This window comes from Mesorhizobium sp. M1D.F.Ca.ET.231.01.1.1 (assembly GCF_003999155.2).
Taxonomy (GTDB): Bacteria; Pseudomonadota; Alphaproteobacteria; order Rhizobiales; family Rhizobiaceae; genus Mesorhizobium.
Genome location: NZ_RZOZ02000001.1, coordinates 785,555 through 801,903, shown reverse-complemented (window position 1 = coordinate 801,903; position 16,349 = coordinate 785,555). Strand labels below are relative to the sequence as shown.

Sequence of the window (16,349 nt, the reverse complement as noted above, 5' to 3'; positions counted from 1 at the left end):
CATGGGCAAGGCCAAAGCTCCGCGCAGGCTTGCTGACAACGAGGCGCGCGCCGTCCTGCGCACGATCCGTATCAGCCCGCAGAAGCTGAACCTGGTTGCCGCGCTGATCCGCGGCAAGAAGGTCGCGACAGCGCTTTCCGACCTCGAATTCTCGGCCAAGCGGATTTCCGGCACGGTCAAGAAGACGCTCGAGTCGGCGATCGCCAACGCGGAAAACAATCACGACCTGGATGTCGACGCGCTGATCGTGGCGGAAGCCTATGTCGGCAAGTCGATCGTCATGAAGCGTTTCCACGCTCGTGGCCGCGGTCGCGCCAGCCGTATCGAAAAGCCGTTCTCGCACCTCACGATCGTCGTTCGTGAAGTCGAGGAAAAAGGGGAGGCCGCATAATGGGCCAGAAAGTCAATCCGATCGGGCTGCGTCTCGGCATCAACCGCACCTGGGATTCGCGCTGGTTCGCGAACACCGGCGAGTACGGCCAGCTGCTGCATGAGGACATCAAGATCCGCAAGTATCTTGAGAAGGAACTCAAGCAGGCCGCGATCTCCAAGGTCGTGATCGAGCGTCCGCACAAGAAGTGCCGCGTCACCATCCACGCCGCGCGTCCGGGCCTGATCATCGGCAAGAAGGGCGCCGACATCGAGAAGCTGCGCAAGAAGCTGATGGAAATGACGAAGTCCGAGACGCACCTCAACATCGTTGAAGTGCGCAAGCCGGAAATCGACGCCACGCTGATCGCCCAGTCGATCGCCCAGCAGCTCGAGCGCCGCATCGCGTTCCGCCGCGCCATGAAGCGTGCCGTTCAGTCGGCCATGCGTCTCGGCGCCGAAGGCATCCGCATCAACTGCTCCGGCCGTCTCGGCGGCGCCGAAATCGCGCGCATGGAGTGGTACCGCGAAGGCCGCGTGCCGCTGCACACGCTGCGCGCCGACGTCGACTACGGCGTCGCCGAGGCGAACACCGCCTACGGCATCTGCGGCGTCAAGGTGTGGGTGTTCAAGGGCGAGATCCTCGAGCATGACCCGATGGCCTCCGAGCGTCGTGCCACCGAGGGCGATCACGCAGGTGCCGCCGGCGAGCGCGAGCGCGGTCGCCGTCGCGAGAACGCCTGAGACATTTGAGAATTTGGAGTTAGAACGATGCTGCAGCCAAAGCGCACAAAGTTCCGCAAGCAGTTCAAGGGCCGTATCCACGGTACCGCCAAGGGCGGCACCAATCTGGATTTCGGCGGTTTCGGGCTGAAGGCGCTTGAGCCGAACCGCGTCACCGCGCGCGAGATCGAGGCGGCTCGCCGCGCGATCACCCGCGAGATGAAGCGTGCCGGCCGCGTCTGGATCCGGGTGTTCCCGGATCTGCCGGTCACCTCGAAGCCGACCGAAGTGCGCATGGGTAAGGGCAAGGGCGCCGTCGACTATTGGGCGGCGCGCGTCAAGCCTGGCCGCATCATGTTCGAGATCGACGGCGTCAGCGAGGAGACCGCGCGTGAGGCGCTGCGCCTCGGCGCCGCCAAGCTCTCGGTCAAGACGCGCTTCGTGCAGCGCATCGCAGAATAAGGACAGGCGATCATGAAAGCCGAAGACATCCGGACCAAGACCCAGGATCAGCTGGCCGACGACCTGGCCGCCCTCAAGAAGGAGCAGTTCAACCTGCGCTTCCAGAAGGCCACCGGCCAGCTCGAGAAGACCGCACGCGTGAAGCAGGTCCGCAAGGACATCGCGCGCATCAAGACCATCGCCGCGGAAAAAGCCGCGGCCAAGAAGGCTTAAGGACGAGAACCATGCCAAAGCGCATCCTGCAGGGCACCGTCGTCAGCGACAAGAACGAGAAGACGGTCGTCGTCAAGGTCGAGCGGCGCTTCACGCATCCCGTGATGAAGAAGACCGTGCGCCTGACCAAGAAGTACAAGGCGCATGACGAGAACAACGCCCACAAGGTCGGCGACCAGGTGTTTATCCAGGAATCGAAGCCGATTTCCAAGGACAAGCGCTGGATCGTCGTCACGTCGGACCAGGCGTAAACAAACGAATTTTGGACAGACCGGGGAGGGGTGAAGAACCCGTCCCGTTAGAAAAGAAGAAGGCGGCCAGTCATGATTCAGATGCAAACAAACCTCGACGTCGCGGACAACTCCGGCGCCCGTCGTGTCATGTGCATCAAGGTGCTGGGCGGCTCGAAGCGGAAGTACGCCTCCGTTGGCGACATCATCGTGGTGTCGATCAAGGAAGCCATCCCGCGCGGCCGCGTTAAGAAGGGCGATGTGATGAAGGCGGTCGTGGTTCGCACGGCCAAGGACATCCGCCGCCCGGACGGCAGCGTGATCCGTTTCGACAAGAACGCGGCCGTTCTCGTCGACAACAAGAAAGAGCCGATCGGCACGCGTATCTTCGGGCCGGTTCCGCGCGAGCTTCGCGCCAAGAACCACATGAAGATCATCTCGCTCGCGCCTGAAGTGCTGTAAGGAGCCGGACCAATGCAAAAGATCAGAAAAGGCGACAAGGTTGTCGTGCTTGCCGGCAAGGACAAGGGCCGTTCGGGCGAAGTCCTGTCGGTGCAGCCGAAGGACGACACCGCGCTCGTTCGCGGCGTGAACCTCATTCGCCGCCACCAGAAGCAGACCCAGTCCCAAGAGGGCGGGATCATCACCAAGGAAGCGCCGATCCACCTGTCGAACATCGCGCTGGCCGACCCCAAGGACGGCAAGCCGACCCGCGTCGGCTTCGCCATCCAGAAGGACGGCAAGAAGGTGCGCGTCGCCAAGCGTTCGGGAGAAGTCATCAATGGCTAAGGCTGAAACCAAGCAGGCAACTGCCAAGAACGAGCCGCGCCTTAAGAAGGTCTATCAGGAGACCATCCGCAAGGCGCTGCAGGAGCAGTTCGGCTACGACAACGAGATGCAGGTTCCGCGCATCGACAAGATCGTGCTGAACATGGGCGTCGGCGAGGCGACCGGCGATTCCAAGAAGCCCTCGGTCGCCGCCGAGGATCTCGCGCTGATCGCCGGCCAGAAGGCCGTCGTCACCCGCGCCCGCAACTCGATCGCGGGCTTCAAGGTGCGCGAGAAGATGCCGATCGGCGCCAAGGTCACGCTGCGCAAGGAACGCATGTACGAGTTCCTTGACCGCCTCGTGAACATCGCGCTGCCGCGCGTTCGCGACTTCCGCGGACTGAACCCGAAGAGCTTTGACGGCCGTGGCAACTACGCCATGGGCATCAAGGAGCACATCGTGTTCCCGGAGATCAACTACGACAAGGTTGATCAGGTCTGGGGCATGGACGTCATCGTTTGTACGACGGCGAAGACGGACGACGAGGCCAGGGCGTTGCTCAAGGCCTTCAACTTCCCCTTCCGCCAGTAACGGCAGCGAAAAAGGAAAAATCTGAAATGGCAAAGACCAGCTCAGTCGAGAAGAACAACCGGCGCCGCAAGCTCGCCGGCCAGTACGCCGCCAAGCGCAAGGCGCTCAAGGAAATCGTCATGGATCAGTCCAAGCCGATGGAAGAGCGTTTCCGCGCCCAGTTGAAGCTTTCGGCGCTGCCGCGCAACTCGGCCAAGATCCGTATCCGCAACCGCTGCGAAGTCACCGGCCGTCCGCGCGCCTACTATCGCAAGCTCAAGCTTTCGCGTATCGCGCTTCGCGATCTGGGCAACAACGGCCAGATCCCGGGCCTGGTCAAGTCGAGCTGGTAAGGAGACACTGAGATGTCATTGAGCGATCCTCTCGGCGATATGCTGACCCGCATCCGCAACGCCTATGGCCGCAAGAAGTCGAGCGTCTCGACCCCGGCCTCGCGTCTGCGCGCCCGCGTCCTCGAAGTGCTGAAGTCGGAAGGCTATATCCGCGACTACAGCCAGACCGACTTCGACAACGGCAAGTCGGAAATCGAGATCGAGCTGAAGTATTTCGACGGCGCGCCGGTCGTGCGTGAAATCGAGCGCGTCTCGAAGCCTGGCCGCCGCGTGTATGTCTCGGCCAAGTCGATCCCGCACGTCGCCAACGGTCTCGGCATCGCCATCCTTTCGACGCCGAAGGGCGTCATGGCCGATCACGAAGCTCGCGAGCAGAATGTCGGCGGCGAGATCCTCTGCCAGATCTTCTGATCCGGCGCGAGATTGATGAATGGGCTTCGGTTCTCGGGATCGCGCCCGGAACTGGAACCTGAAACGAAAGAAGTGACGAGGACAACAAAATGTCTCGTATCGGAAAAAAACCCGTTTCGCTGCCGCAGGGCGTGACCGCGACCGTCAACGGCCAGACCGTGACGGCGAAGGGCCCCAAGGGCGAGCTGAAGTTCGTGGTCAACGACGAAGTGCTGGTCAAGATGGAAGGCAGCGAGATCGCTGTCGAGCCGCGCGACCAGTCGAAGACCGCGCGCTCCAAGTGGGGTATGTCGCGCACGCAGATCGTCAACATCCTGCAGGGTGTCAAGGACGGCTTCGAGAAGAAGCTCGAGATCACCGGCGTCGGCTATCGCGCCGCCATGCAGGGCAAGAACCTGCAGCTGGCGCTCGGTTTCAGCCACGACGTGGTCTATGAGACGCCGCAGGGCATCACGATCTCGGTGCCGAAGCCGACCGAAATCACGGTCTCCGGCATCGACAAGCAGCAGGTCGGCCAGGTCGCCGCCGAGATCCGCGAATATCGCGGTCCGGAGCCCTACAAAGGCAAGGGCGTGCGCTATGCCGATGAGCGGATCGTCCGCAAGGAAGGCAAGAAGAAGTAATAGGCTTGGCCCCGAACCGAAGGTCAGCGCAGCAAGACTTTTCGGAAGGGACCAAGCCAGAGTAGTGAAACGCCGCGGGGAGCGGCCGCGGGAGGCTTGGCCTACCGCACAGGGTTGCCCCCCGTTTTCTGAAGGCAAGGAACAGACACTATGGCTAGCCCCAAAGAAACCACCCAGCGCCGTGCGCAGCGCGTGCGCCGCCAGCTCAAGAAGGTCGCCGGCGAGCGTCCGCGGCTTTCGGTGCACCGCACCTCGAAGCACATCTACGTCCAGGTCATCGACGACGCGAACGGCCACACGCTGGCCGCCGCCTCGACCCTGGAGAAGGACCTCAAGGGTTCGCTCAAGACCGGCGCCGACACCGCTGCCGCCGCCGCCGTCGGCAAGCTGATCGCCGAGCGCGCTTCGAAGGCCGGCGTCAAGGAAGTCGTCTTCGACCGCGGCCCGTATATCTATCACGGCCGCGTCAAGGCGCTGGCCGAGGCCGCTCGCGAAGGCGGTCTGAGTTTCTGATTTTTTCACCGCCTGCGACCCATAAGAGGCGCCGGCATTTCAGCAACCCGTGCTTCCGGAAAAGAACAAGGACTAGGATATGGCACAGGAACGTAGGGAAGGCGGCCGCGGCCGCGAGCGTGAACGCGAAGAGCGTGACGACGGCATGGTGGACAAGCTCGTCCACATCAACCGCGTCGCCAAGGTGGTGAAGGGCGGCCGTCGCTTCGGCTTTGCCGCGCTCGTCGTCGTCGGCGACCAGAAGGGCCGCGTCGGCTTCGGCCACGGCAAGGCGCGCGAGGTGCCTGAGGCGATCCGCAAGGCGACCGAATCGGCCAAGCGCGACATGATCTTCGTGCCGCTGCGTTCGGGCCGCACGCTGCATCACGACGTCGAGGGTCGCTGGGGCGCCGGACGTGTTCTGCTGCGCGCCGCCAAGCAGGGTACCGGCATCATCGCCGGCGGCCCGATGCGCGCTGTCTTCGAGACGCTCGGCATGCATGACGTGGTCGCCAAGTCGATGGGATCGTCGAACCCCTACAACATGGTCCGCGCCACCTTCGACGCGCTGAAAAGCCAGATGCATCCGAAGGATGTGGCTGCCGCGCGCGGCATCAAGTATTCGACCCTTCAGGCTCGCCGCGGCACCGCCGTTGCGACTGAAGAATAGTCGGCTCTGACCAGGGATTTTGACCATGGCCAAGAAAGCTACCAAGACCATCACCGTCGAGCAGATCGGTTCGCCGATCCGCCGGCCGAAGGAGCAGCGCGCGACGCTGGTCGGCCTCGGCCTCAACAAGATGCACAAGCAGCGCACGCTGGAAGATACCCCTTCGGTGCGCGGCATGATCGCTGCCGTCCAGCATCTCGTCCGCGTCGTGGACGAGGGCTGAACTGAAAGCGCAGGAGAAGAACGATGAAACTCAACGATCTGCGTGACAAGGACGGCGCCACGCATTCCAGGAAGCGCCTCGGCCGCGGCATCGGCTCCGGCTCAGGCAAGACCGCCGGTCGCGGCGTCAAGGGCCAGAAGGCACGCTCCGGCGTCGCCATCAACGGCTTCGAGGGCGGCCAGATGCCGCTCTACCGGCGCCTGCCGAAGCGTGGCTTCAACAACTTGTTCGGCAAGAGCTTCACCGTCGTGTCGCTCGCCCGCATCCAGGCTGCGATCGATGCCAAGAAGCTCGACGCCAAGGCGACCGTCAACGCCGAGGCCCTGATTGCCGCCGGCGTCATCCGCCGCGCCAAGGACGGCGTGCGTGTGCTCTCCGACGGCGAGCTCAAGGCCAAGCTCTCCTTTGACGTCGCCGGCGCCTCCAAGGCGGCGATCGAGAAGATCGAGAAGGCCGGCGGTTCGGTGAAGCTGCCGGAAGCGGCCGCCGCCGAGTGACGGCGATTTGAAGCGCAGACCGGCGGGAATGATTTTCGTTTTTGCCGGCAATCCGCGTTTCGATCTGATCAATTGGGCGGCCGCGTCAACGCGGCCGCTTGCATGTTGACGGTCCGGAGCTTATCTCGTGAGCTTCGGTGACACGCGCCGCCTGAGCTGCGGGCATCGAGCGTGACCTAGCGGAGAATCAGGCATGGCTTCGGCTGCTGAACAACTAGCCTCCAATCTGAATTTTGCGGCCTTCGCCAAGGCCGAGGATCTGAAGAAGCGCATCTGGTTCACCATCGGCGCGCTGCTCGTCTACCGCCTCGGCACCTATATCCCGCTTCCCGGCATCAATCCCGACGCTTTCGCCCAGGCCTTCTCTTCGCAGAGCAAGGGCGTGCTCGGCATGTTCAACATGTTTGCCGGCGGCGCCGTGCAGCGTATGGCGATCTTCGCGCTCGGCATCATGCCCTACATTTCGGCCTCCATCATCATGCAGCTCATGACCTCGGTCATCCCGTCGCTCGAATCGCTGAAGAAGGAAGGCGAGCAGGGCCGCAAGATCATCAATCAGTACACGCGCTACGGCACGGTGCTGCTTGCCCTGGTGCAGGCCTACGGCATTTCGATCGGCCTTGAGGGCGGCAACGGCATCGTCAACGACCCCGGCATGTTCTTCCGCATCTCGACCGTCGTCACGCTGGTCGGCGGCACCATGTTCCTGATGTGGCTCGGCGAGCAGATCACCGCGCGCGGCATCGGCAACGGCATTTCGCTGATCATCTTCTCCGGCATCGTCGCCGGCCTGCCGCGTGCGATCTCCGGCACGTTGGAACTCGGCCGCACCGGCGCGCTGTCCACCGGCCTGATTCTCGCAATCATCGTGCTCGCCGTCGTCGTCATCGGCGTCATCGTGTTCTTCGAGCGCGCGCAGCGCCGTCTGCTGATCCAGTATCCGAAGCGGCAGGTCGGCAACCGCATGTTCCAGGGCGATACCTCGCATCTGCCGCTGAAGCTCAACACCTCGGGCGTCATCCCGCCGATCTTCGCCTCCTCGCTGCTGCTGCTGCCGGCAACCGTCGCGGGCTTCTCGCAGACGACCAACCTGCCGGCCTGGGCAAGCACGGTTCTGGCCTCCCTCGGCCACGGCCAGCCGCTTTACATGGCCTTCTACGCGGCGATGATCATCTTCTTCGCCTTCTTCTACACGGCGATCGTCTTCAACCCGAAGGACACGGCCGACCAGCTCAAGAAGCATTCCGGCTTCATCCCCGGCTATCGGCCGGGCGAGCGCACCGCCGAATATATCGACTATGTTCTGACGCGTATCACCGTCATCGGCGCCGTCTACCTGGTGCTGGTGTGTCTGCTGCCTGAGTTCCTGATTTCAGCGACTGGCGTGCCTTTCTATCTCGGTGGCACATCGCTTCTGATCGTGGTCAGTGTCACGCTCGACACGGTGGCGCAGATTCAGGGTCACCTGATCGCGCACCAGTATGAGGGCCTGATCAAGAAGTCGAAGTTGCGCGGGGGGAAGAGGAGCAGATGAGGCTGATATTGCTTGGGCCGCCAGGAGCGGGCAAGGGGACGCAAGCACAAAGACTGGTAGAAAGACACGGCATACCCCAGCTTTCGACGGGTGACATGCTGCGTGCCGCCGTCCAGGCCGGAACCGAAGTCGGCAAGCGGGCCAAGGCGGTGATGGATGCCGGCGAACTGGTGTCTGACGCGATCGTGAACGCGATCGTCGCCGAGCGGATAGACCAGCCCGATTGCGCCAGGGGCTTCATCCTCGACGGGTACCCGCGCACTCTGGTGCAAGCCGACGCCGTCGAAGACATGCTTGCCGAGCGCGACATCGCGTTGGACAGCGTCATCGAGCTCGTCGTGGACGACAAGGCGCTGGTCGGGCGCATCGTCAAGCGGGCCGAGGACGCCAAGGCCGCCGGCCAGCCGGTGCGCAAGGACGACAATCCGGCTGTGTTCGAGGAGCGCCTGCGCGAATACTACAAGAAGACGGCGCCGCTGACCGGCTACTACTACGCCAAGGGCAAGCTGAAGACCGTCGACGGCATGGCTAGCATCGATGCCGTGACCGCGGAGATCGAGGGCGTGCTCGCGGCGACGGTGGAGTAGGCCGTTCCGACAAGTAGAGATTGCGCTTGACTGGAAGGAGCCGTTGGGGTATGGCGGCCCGTCTTCCTGTCAGGCATGGACTTTGCTTGCCCGCAAGGGCAGGGCAGTCGTTTTGAACCAGGAAACTCCCGCAAGGGCCGGCCTCCACCGGACGCGGGGCAACTTAGACAGCGCCGGCTCGTCCGGCCCACATGGAGATGAGAAGAAATGGCTCGTATAGCCGGCGTCAACATTCCGACCAACAAGCGCGTCGTCATCGCGCTTCAGTACATTCACGGCATCGGCAAGAAATTTGCCCAGGAGATCGTCGACAAGGTCGGCATCCCGGCAGACCGCCGCGTCAACCAGCTGACCGACGCCGAAGTGCTGCAGATCCGCGAGACGATCGACCGCGACTATCAGGTCGAAGGCGACCTGCGCCGCGAAGTCTCGATGAACATCAAGCGGCTCATGGACCTCGGCTGCTACCGCGGCCTGCGTCACCGCCGCTCGCTGCCGGTCCGCGGCCAGCGCACGCACACCAATGCGCGCACCCGCAAGGGCCCGGCCAAGGCGATCGCCGGCAAGAAGAAGTAATTGAGCGAATAGCGAGTAGCCATTAGCGAGTAGGGATCCCTATTCGCTATTCCGTACTCCCTACTCGCTCTCAAAGGTGGAGCCGCTGGCACTACGGCGGTGTAGAGATCAACTGAAAGGACTACCATGGCCAAGGAAGCCGCTCGTGTTCGCCGTCGCGAACGCAAGAATATCTCGTCGGGCGTTGCCCACGTCAATTCGACCTTCAACAACACGATGATCACCATCACCGACGCGCAGGGCAATTCGATCGCCTGGTCGTCGGCTGGAGCCCAGGGCTTCAAGGGTTCGCGCAAGTCGACCCCGTTCGCCGCCCAGATGGCTGCCGAGGACGTCGCCAAGAAGGCGCAGGAACACGGCATGCGCATGCTCGAGGTCGAGGTCTGCGGACCCGGCTCCGGCCGCGAATCGGCGTTGCGCGCCCTGCAGGCCGCCGGCTTCACCATCACTTCGATTCGCGATGTGACGCCGATCCCGCACAATGGCTGCCGCCCGCGCAAGAAGCGCCGCGTCTAAAATTTTGAACGCCGCGTGACCGCCGAGGCGCTGCTGCGCGGCAATTCCAGGCTGCCCGCCACGATTGGATGGTGGCGGGTCAAAGGAAGGAAGACACCATGATCCAGAAAAACTGGCAGGAACTGATCAAGCCGAACAAGATCGAGTTCTCGTCGAAGAAGAAGACACTGACCACGCTGGTGGCCGAGCCGCTCGAGCGCGGCTTCGGCCTCACCCTTGGCAACGCGCTGCGGCGCGTGCTTCTGTCTTCGCTGCGCGGCGCGGCCGTCACCGCCGTGCAGATCGACGGCGTGCTGCATGAATTCTCGTCCATCGCCGGCGTGCGCGAGGACGTGACCGACATCGTCTTGAACATCAAGGAAATCGCCATCCGCATGGAAGGCGATGGTCCCAAGCGCATGGTCGTGCGCAAGCAGGGCCCGGGCGCCGTGCTCGCCGGCGACATCCAGACCGTCGGCGACGTCGAGATCCTCAACCCCGACCACGTCATCTGCACGCTGGACGAGGGCGCTGAGATCCGCATGGAGTTCACCGTCGACACCGGCAAGGGTTACGTGCCGGCCGAGCGCAACCGCGCCGAGGACGCGCCGATCGGCCTGATCCCGGTCGACAGCCTCTACTCGCCGGTCAAGAAGGTCTCCTACAAGGTCGAGAACACCCGCGAGGGCCAGGTTCTCGACTACGACAAGCTGACCATGACCATCGAGACCGACGGTTCGATCTCGGGCGAGGACGCGGTGGCTTTCGCCGCCCGCATCCTGCAGGACCAGCTCGGCCTGTTCGTCAACTTCGACGAGCCGCAGAAGGAAGTCGCCACCGAGGCCGTCACCGAGCTCGCCTTCAACCCGGCGCTGCTCAAGAAGGTCGACGAGCTGGAGCTGTCGGTGCGTTCGGCCAACTGCCTGAAGAACGACAACATCGTCTATATCGGCGACCTGATCCAGAAGACCGAAGCCGAGATGCTGCGCACCCCGAACTTCGGCCGCAAGTCGCTGAACGAGATCAAGGAAGTGCTGGCGGCGATGGGCCTCCACCTCGGCATGGAAGTGCCGGACTGGCCGCCGGAAAACATCGAAGACCTCGCAAAACGTTACGAAGACCAATATTGAGCATGAATTCCAAGGATCGGCGGCGCGAGCCGCTCGATCCGACGGTCATGCGGAAAACCATCAGAGGCCGTGGCCTCTTGAACAACTGAAGAAGGAAAAGAGCCATGCGCCACGGTTTCAAAGGCCGTCGCTTCGCCCGCAGCGTAAGCCACCGCAAGTCGATGTTCGCCAACCTCGCCGTATCTCTGATCGAGCACGAGCAGATCGTCACCACCCTGCCGAAGGCCAAGGACCTGCGTCCGATCGTCGAGAAGCTGGTGACGCTCGGCAAGCGCGGCGACCTGCACGCCCGCCGCCAGGTCATCGCCCAGATCGGCAATGAAGGCGTCGTCAAGCGCCTGTTCGAGACCCTCGCCCCGCGCTACGCCACCCGTAACGGCGGCTACCTGCGCATCATGAAGGCGGGCTTCCGCAAGGGCGACAATGCCGCGATGGCGGTCATCGAGTTCGTCGACCGCGACACCTCGGCCAAGGGCGCCGCCGACCGCGCACGCCTCGAGGCTGAGGGCGGCAACGAGGAAGCCGCAGCCGCGTAAGCTCAGGTTTTCAGCAAATGAATTCGAGGGGGCCTTCGGGCCCCTTTTTGCGTTCTCCGTGCAACTATGGAAGCAGATCAAGATAGTCCTGACCGCTCAGTGAACGCCAGTTGAGTGCTCCAGGCATTTCTTCTGTGGCAGCCTGCGGGTACGAGTAGATGCTATCGACCTTCGTTCGAGAGTCGACATCTCGAACAAGCCGGGACAACGTCGACTCGCCCAAATATTCGATCGCCTCTCGATCACCGATGAAAGAGGTGTCGACTTGAAAGTGAATCTGGACACAACCAGTACAGATGTTCAGCAGAATATCGTCCCTCAGCGCTGCATAGTAGACGGTTGCCTGTCTGGAATCCCACAAGCCTGCCGAGAGGAATTCCGAAGGCTTCGTTTCACCGCAGAATCCGTCCAAAGACAATTTCAACCGCCCGGTCAGTGTTGCAGATTTGCCCCTGAGTTGGGTTGCCCCTTCGATCTGAAACCAGTTCATCTGGTACGGAGCTGCACTGTCGAAGGAAATCTCCAGGTTGCCGAAGAACCAGTAGACAGGCACAGGGTGGTCATCATCGACATTCCAGCCGTCTGGTGGACCGAGCGTCGCGGCGATGTCCTTGAGCGCCATGTCAGGGGCTACCGGCCCTAAGTTGCCGGTAGCCAAAAAGTCGCGGAATGAAGCGAGTTGCTTTTTCATGAGATCGGCCACAGTACCCGATTGCAGATGCAGCTATAGCCGGTTACTGGCTGAAAATAATTCGATTTCATCGCCTTAGCCTTTCATTCTGCACAATCGTCGGGACAATGGCGCCTGATCTGGAGGATTCGGAATGCACCTCAAACGGCTGTTTCTCATTGCAGTTTGCACGCTCGCCGCCTTTGCCGCGGCACCTGGCGTCAGACAGGCATTGGCTGAGGACGCCGCCAAGCCCGCAGACCCCGGCCTCTCCGACGTGCTGACCGATCTCCTGCATGGCGTCGAGGGCGAGAACGCCACCTCCGGGCCGGACAAGCGGGTTCCCTTCGGCCGCGAGGAGGTGCAGCTTTCCTTCGCGCCCCTGGTCAAGCAGACGGCGCCCGCCGTGGTCAATGTCTATGCCTCGCAGACGGCGAAGGTGACCTCTCCCTTCGAGGGCGATCCCTTCTTCGAGGAGTTCTTCGGCCGTGCGCGGCCGCGCGCGCAGTCCTCACTGGGCTCGGGCGTTCTCGTCGATCCGAGCGGCGTGATCGTTACCAACTACCATGTGATCAAGGATGCCGACGAGGTGAAGGTCGCGACCGCCGACGGGCGCGAGTTCACTTCGAAGGTCATGCTCAAGGACGAGACGCTCGATCTCGCCGTCCTCAAGATCGCGGCCGACAAGCCGTTCCCAGTGATCGCCATCGGCGATTCCGACGCACTCGAGGTCGGCGACCTAGTGCTCGCCATCGGCAATCCGTTCGGCGTCGGCCAAACCACCACCAGCGGCATCGTTTCGGCACTTGCCCGCAGCCATATCGGCGTCTCGGATTCGGGCTATTTCATCCAGACGGACGCCGCCATCAATCCCGGCAATTCGGGCGGCGCGCTGATCAACATGGGCGGCCAGCTGGTCGGCATCAACACGGCGATCTACAGCCGCAGCGGCGGCTCGATCGGCATCGGCTTCGCCATTCCCGCGAATATGGTTCGCGCCTTCGCCGACGCCGCCAAGGCCGGACTCGACTTCTTCGAGCGGCCCTATATCGGCGCCGAGTTCGAGGCGGTGACGCCGCAGATCGCGGAATCGCTCGGCATGGAAAAGCCGACCGGCGCGCTGGTCTCGTCGGTCGACGCGGCGGGACCGGCCGGCAAGGCCGGCCTCAAGCCCGGCGATGTCGTGCTGTCGCTCAACAATACGCCGGTCGAAAGCATCGAGGCGCTTGACTACCGCATGGCGACGTTGTCGATCGGCTCCAAGGCGACCTTCGCCGTGCTGAGCAAGGGCCAGCAGGCGACGCTGGAGATTGCGCTGCAGCGCGCGCCGGAAGGCGCCAAGCCGACCGAGGTGACGCTGCATGGCCGCAGCCCATTCTCCGGCGCCAAGGTGGCGGAACTGTCGCCGCGCCTTGCACAGCGGCTTGGCCTGCGCACCGATTTGAAGGGCGTCACCGTGGTCGACATCAACCGCGATTCGCCCGCCGCCGATTTCGGCTTTCAGCCGGGCGATATCGTGCGCGAGGTGAACGGCACCAGCATCGACACGGCGGCGACGCTGGCACAGATTGCCCAGCAGGATACGCGCTGGTGGCGCTTTACCGTGGAGCGCGGCGGGCAGACACTGCGCCAGGTGTTGCGTTATTGAGGCGATCTTCCCATCTCTGAAGATCGTGCTCCAACCAAAAGACAAGCATGGCCGATCTGTTCAGTTCCGATGAACCGGAGAAAGCGCCGCCTGGCCGGCCGCTGGCCGATCGCTTGCGCCCGAAGAACCTTGGCGAAGTCGTGGGCCAGGAGCACCTGACCGGGCCCGACGGCGCGCTGACGAGGCTGATCGATTCCGGCACGCTCGGCTCGATGATCTTCTGGGGCCCGCCCGGCACCGGCAAGACGACGGTGGCGCGGCTGCTCGCCGGCGAGACCCATCTTGCCTTCGAGCAGATTTCGGCGGTGTTTTCCGGCGTCGCCGACCTGAAGAAGGTGTTCGAGACGGCGAAGCTCAGGCGCTCCAACGGCCGCCAGACGCTGCTCTTCGTCGACGAGATTCATCGCTTCAACCGCGCCCAGCAGGATGGTTTTCTGCCGGTGATGGAAGATGGAACGGTTGTGCTGGTCGGCGCCACCACCGAGAACCCGTCCTTCGAGCTGAACGCCGCGCTCTTGTCCCGTGCGCGCGTGCTGGTGTTCCGCTCGCTTGGCGAGGAGAGCATCGCCAAGCTTCTGGCGCGCGCGGAGGAAACCGAGGGCAGGGCGCTGCCGCTCGACGACGAGGCGCGCGCCATGCTGATCCGCATGAGCGATGGCGACGGCCGCGCTTCGCTGACGCTGGCCGAGGAAGTCTGGCGCGCCGCCAAGCCGGGCGAGGTGTTCGGGCCGGAGGGCCTGCAGCGCGTCATCCAGCGCCGCGCGCCGATCTACGACAAAGGCCAGGACGGCCATTACAATCTGATCTCGGCGCTGCACAAATCGGTGCGCGGCTCGGACCCGGACGCCGCGCTCTACTATCTCGCGCGCATGTTCGACGCCGGCGAGGATCCGCTCTATCTCGGCCGCCGGCTGGTGCGCATGGCGGTGGAAGATATCGGGCTTGCCGATCCGCAGGCGCTCGTCATCGCCAATGCCGCGAAGGACGCCTATGACTATCTGGGCTCGCCTGAGGGCGAGCTCGCCTTCGCCGAGGCCGCCGTCTATCTCGCCACCGCGCCCAAGTCGAACGCCGTCTACACGGCCTTCAAGGCAGCGACTTCAGCCGCCAAGGAGTATGGCTCCCTGCTGCCGCCCAAGCACATCCTCAATGCGCCGACCAAGCTGATGAAAGAGGAGGACTACGGAGCCGGCTACCGCTACGACCATGACGAGCCGGACGCCTTTTCCGGCCAGGACTATTTCCCGGAAAAGATGGGCCGCCACACCTTCTACGATCCGCCGGAGCGCGGCTTCGAGCGCGATATCCGCAAGCGGCTGGAATACTGGGCGAAGCTGCGTAAAGAGCGCGAATGACGGCGCGGCACGCGCAATGCTTGTGCACTCGTGAGCATACCTACTGCGACCCAGATTGTGCAGCAGTAGGAAAAATCCTATGAAGGCGCACGGCTGACGGGGGTCGCCGTGATTTGGCTCATGCGAACAGGATCGCGCTCCCGCGCGAAAGACTATGACAAAGCAAACCCGTAAGACCCTTCGTCAGGCTGCGATCGCAGTCCCGCTTCTCGCGCTCGGCTTCTATTTCATCCCGATTCTGACGACGATCTGGATCGTATGCGGTTTGATCGACGTGCTGCGCAACACGAACAAGGATCTGTCCTTGTTCCGCGGCTATTTCCTCGGCAACGGCATCTTCACCTGGCTGCTGTCGCCCTTCAATCTGTTGGTCGATCTGCTTTGCTACCGGAACCCGGGCGTGTGGAAGCTGGAGCAGTTTCCCGCCGACTATCAGCGCGAGGTCAACGAGGTCCTTGACGTCTTCAAGGCTCGCAAGGAGGAGATCATCGCCGATATCGACGCCAATTTCGGCACCGGCCGGCGCGGCATGTACGTCTATCAGTGGTACGGCAAGCACAAGATCGACAACGTCGCGGAATTCAACAAGGACTTCAAATACATCAAAACCATCGCGGTCTCGGTCTTCAGGGGCAAGGAATCGACGTCCTGGCATTTCGGGCCGCTGCGGCTCAGCCTGCGCATCCTCTATAACCTGTTGCCGGTGAAGGCCGAGATTTTCGTCGAGTGCAACAACGCCAGGAATTACTGGCACGACAATCCGCTCTACATTTTCGACGACACGCTGCTGCACCGTTCGGTCAACGAGTATGACGGACGCCGCTATTGCGTGTTCATGGACATCATCCGTCCATCGCCATTCCCCGGCCTCATCGCGGGCCTTCTCGCCATCGTCTCGGTGAGCGTCGAGCGCATCAATTCCATGTTCTACAAGAACTGGAAGATGATCGGCTCGTCCAAGGCCAAGAAGGCCGCCGCCAACTGATCCTGCCGAAGTTCCGGCTCGCGCTGCCCGTCTAAAACCAACGTCCAATGGCACAGACAAGCGGCGTCCTTTAGAACGCGGAGCGTTTCTGCGAAAAATTCGGAGCGGCTTTTCGTCCGGATTTGCGCAAAATCAAATACCTGCGCGGTCAGCGATTTTATGGAAGGTGACCGCTCTGGGTGTCGGATATGTTCTAGCGAGCATGGCGACGGAGCGCGAGGAGGTTCC

Annotated in this window: 25 protein-coding genes; 24 read left to right on the top strand and 1 reads right to left on the bottom strand. The window is 62.8% G+C overall.

The genetic code is table 11. The annotated features are described in order from the left end of the window. The first annotated feature begins 1 nt into the window (after window position 1). The 21 genes from rplV (at window position 2) to rplQ (ending at window position 11,463) form a co-directional block, all read left to right on the top strand. On the top strand, window positions 2–391 hold the full coding sequence (gene rplV, locus EN874_RS04020) for a 50S ribosomal protein L22 (protein WP_006205462.1): 390 nt from the start codon (window positions 2–4) through the stop codon (window positions 389–391). Then, window positions 391–1,113, top strand: coding sequence for a 30S ribosomal protein S3 (rpsC, locus tag EN874_RS04015; RefSeq protein WP_126084115.1), 723 nt, complete (start codon window positions 391–393; stop codon window positions 1,111–1,113). Before rplV ends, rpsC begins: the two co-directional genes overlap by 1 nt. Window positions 1,114–1,140: 27 nt before the next feature. Continuing rightward, on the top strand, window positions 1,141–1,554 hold the full coding sequence (rplP, locus tag EN874_RS04010) for a 50S ribosomal protein L16 (protein WP_027170364.1): 414 nt from the start codon (window positions 1,141–1,143) through the stop codon (window positions 1,552–1,554). A gap of 12 nt (window positions 1,555–1,566) precedes the next feature. Continuing rightward, a complete protein-coding gene (gene rpmC, locus EN874_RS04005) occupies window positions 1,567–1,767 on the top strand; it encodes a 50S ribosomal protein L29 (protein ID WP_040994623.1) in 201 nt (66 codons plus the stop codon). Between the two features lie 11 nt (window positions 1,768–1,778). Next, window positions 1,779–2,018, top strand: a complete 240-nt coding sequence (gene rpsQ / locus EN874_RS04000; protein WP_059188492.1) for a 30S ribosomal protein S17 — start codon at window positions 1,779–1,781, stop codon at window positions 2,016–2,018. Window positions 2,019–2,090: 72 nt separating this feature from the next. Next, entirely contained in the window at window positions 2,091–2,459 is a 369-nt protein-coding gene (gene rplN, locus EN874_RS03995; protein WP_006205457.1) for a 50S ribosomal protein L14, read from the top strand. Window positions 2,460–2,471: 12 nt separating this feature from the next. After that, window positions 2,472–2,786: a 50S ribosomal protein L24 gene (gene rplX, locus EN874_RS03990; RefSeq protein ID WP_127424141.1), complete on the top strand. Its 315-nt coding sequence runs from the start codon at window positions 2,472–2,474 to the stop codon at window positions 2,784–2,786. Continuing rightward, window positions 2,779–3,357 (top strand): 50S ribosomal protein L5, encoded by a 579-nt coding sequence (gene rplE / locus EN874_RS03985; protein WP_126084114.1) that lies wholly within the window; start codon window positions 2,779–2,781, stop codon window positions 3,355–3,357. The genes rplX and rplE overlap by 8 nt, the downstream gene beginning before the upstream one ends. Window positions 3,358–3,383: 26 nt before the next feature. Next, entirely contained in the window at window positions 3,384–3,689 is a 306-nt protein-coding gene (gene rpsN / locus EN874_RS03980; protein ID WP_095777623.1) for a 30S ribosomal protein S14, read from the top strand. A 12-nt stretch (window positions 3,690–3,701) separates the two neighbouring features. Further along, a complete protein-coding gene (gene rpsH, locus EN874_RS03975; RefSeq protein WP_126084112.1) occupies window positions 3,702–4,100 on the top strand; it encodes a 30S ribosomal protein S8 in 399 nt (132 codons plus the stop codon). Between the two features lie 89 nt (window positions 4,101–4,189). After that, entirely contained in the window at window positions 4,190–4,723 is a 534-nt protein-coding gene (gene rplF / locus EN874_RS03970) for a 50S ribosomal protein L6 (protein WP_126084111.1), read from the top strand. Window positions 4,724–4,873: 150 nt separating this feature from the next. After that, window positions 4,874–5,236, top strand: coding sequence for a 50S ribosomal protein L18 (rplR, locus tag EN874_RS03965; RefSeq protein ID WP_126084110.1), 363 nt, complete (start codon window positions 4,874–4,876; stop codon window positions 5,234–5,236). Between the two features lie 79 nt (window positions 5,237–5,315). Further along, window positions 5,316–5,885: a 30S ribosomal protein S5 gene (rpsE, locus tag EN874_RS03960; protein WP_095807478.1), complete on the top strand. Its 570-nt coding sequence runs from the start codon at window positions 5,316–5,318 to the stop codon at window positions 5,883–5,885. Between the two features lie 25 nt (window positions 5,886–5,910). Continuing rightward, window positions 5,911–6,108: a 50S ribosomal protein L30 gene (gene rpmD / locus EN874_RS03955; protein WP_006205449.1), complete on the top strand. Its 198-nt coding sequence runs from the start codon at window positions 5,911–5,913 to the stop codon at window positions 6,106–6,108. A gap of 23 nt (window positions 6,109–6,131) precedes the next feature. Next, window positions 6,132–6,605 (top strand): 50S ribosomal protein L15, encoded by a 474-nt coding sequence (gene rplO, locus EN874_RS03950; RefSeq protein ID WP_126084109.1) that lies wholly within the window; start codon window positions 6,132–6,134, stop codon window positions 6,603–6,605. 193 nt (window positions 6,606–6,798) lie between these two features. Next, entirely contained in the window at window positions 6,799–8,139 is a 1,341-nt protein-coding gene (secY, locus tag EN874_RS03945) for a preprotein translocase subunit SecY (RefSeq protein ID WP_127424140.1), read from the top strand. After that, entirely contained in the window at window positions 8,136–8,726 is a 591-nt protein-coding gene (locus tag EN874_RS03940; protein WP_126084107.1) for an adenylate kinase, read from the top strand. The genes secY and EN874_RS03940 overlap by 4 nt, the downstream gene beginning before the upstream one ends. 207 nt (window positions 8,727–8,933) lie before the next feature. After that, window positions 8,934–9,302 (top strand): 30S ribosomal protein S13, encoded by a 369-nt coding sequence (rpsM, locus tag EN874_RS03935; RefSeq protein ID WP_027170351.1) that lies wholly within the window; start codon window positions 8,934–8,936, stop codon window positions 9,300–9,302. A gap of 126 nt (window positions 9,303–9,428) precedes the next feature. Next, window positions 9,429–9,818 carry a 30S ribosomal protein S11 gene (gene rpsK / locus EN874_RS03930; protein ID WP_006205444.1) on the top strand — a complete coding sequence of 130 codons (390 nt, stop codon included), beginning with the start codon at window positions 9,429–9,431 and terminating at the stop codon, window positions 9,816–9,818. Between the two features lie 98 nt (window positions 9,819–9,916). Then, window positions 9,917–10,927 carry a DNA-directed RNA polymerase subunit alpha gene (locus EN874_RS03925; RefSeq protein ID WP_032933403.1) on the top strand — a complete coding sequence of 337 codons (1,011 nt, stop codon included), beginning with the start codon at window positions 9,917–9,919 and terminating at the stop codon, window positions 10,925–10,927. A 104-nt stretch (window positions 10,928–11,031) separates the two neighbouring features. Then, entirely contained in the window at window positions 11,032–11,463 is a 432-nt protein-coding gene (gene rplQ, locus EN874_RS03920; protein ID WP_127424139.1) for a 50S ribosomal protein L17, read from the top strand. Window positions 11,464–11,527: 64 nt separating this feature from the next. Here the strand turns inward: rplQ and EN874_RS03915 are convergent, their stop codons facing one another. Then, window positions 11,528–12,154, bottom strand: a complete 627-nt coding sequence (locus tag EN874_RS03915; protein ID WP_127424138.1) for a hypothetical protein — start codon at window positions 12,152–12,154, stop codon at window positions 11,528–11,530. A gap of 133 nt (window positions 12,155–12,287) precedes the next feature. Here EN874_RS03915 and EN874_RS03910 point away from each other — a divergent pair, with 133 nt between their 5' ends. The 3 genes from EN874_RS03910 (at window position 12,288) to EN874_RS03900 (ending at window position 16,121) form a co-directional block, all read left to right on the top strand. Next, window positions 12,288–13,781, top strand: a complete 1,494-nt coding sequence (locus EN874_RS03910; protein WP_127424137.1) for a DegQ family serine endoprotease — start codon at window positions 12,288–12,290, stop codon at window positions 13,779–13,781. Window positions 13,782–13,828: 47 nt separating this feature from the next. Next, window positions 13,829–15,136 (top strand): replication-associated recombination protein A, encoded by a 1,308-nt coding sequence (locus EN874_RS03905; protein WP_127424136.1) that lies wholly within the window; start codon window positions 13,829–13,831, stop codon window positions 15,134–15,136. Between the two features lie 154 nt (window positions 15,137–15,290). Further along, window positions 15,291–16,121 (top strand): aspartyl/asparaginyl beta-hydroxylase domain-containing protein, encoded by an 831-nt coding sequence (locus EN874_RS03900; protein WP_127424135.1) that lies wholly within the window; start codon window positions 15,291–15,293, stop codon window positions 16,119–16,121. The last annotated feature ends 228 nt before the right edge of the window (window positions 16,122–16,349 follow it).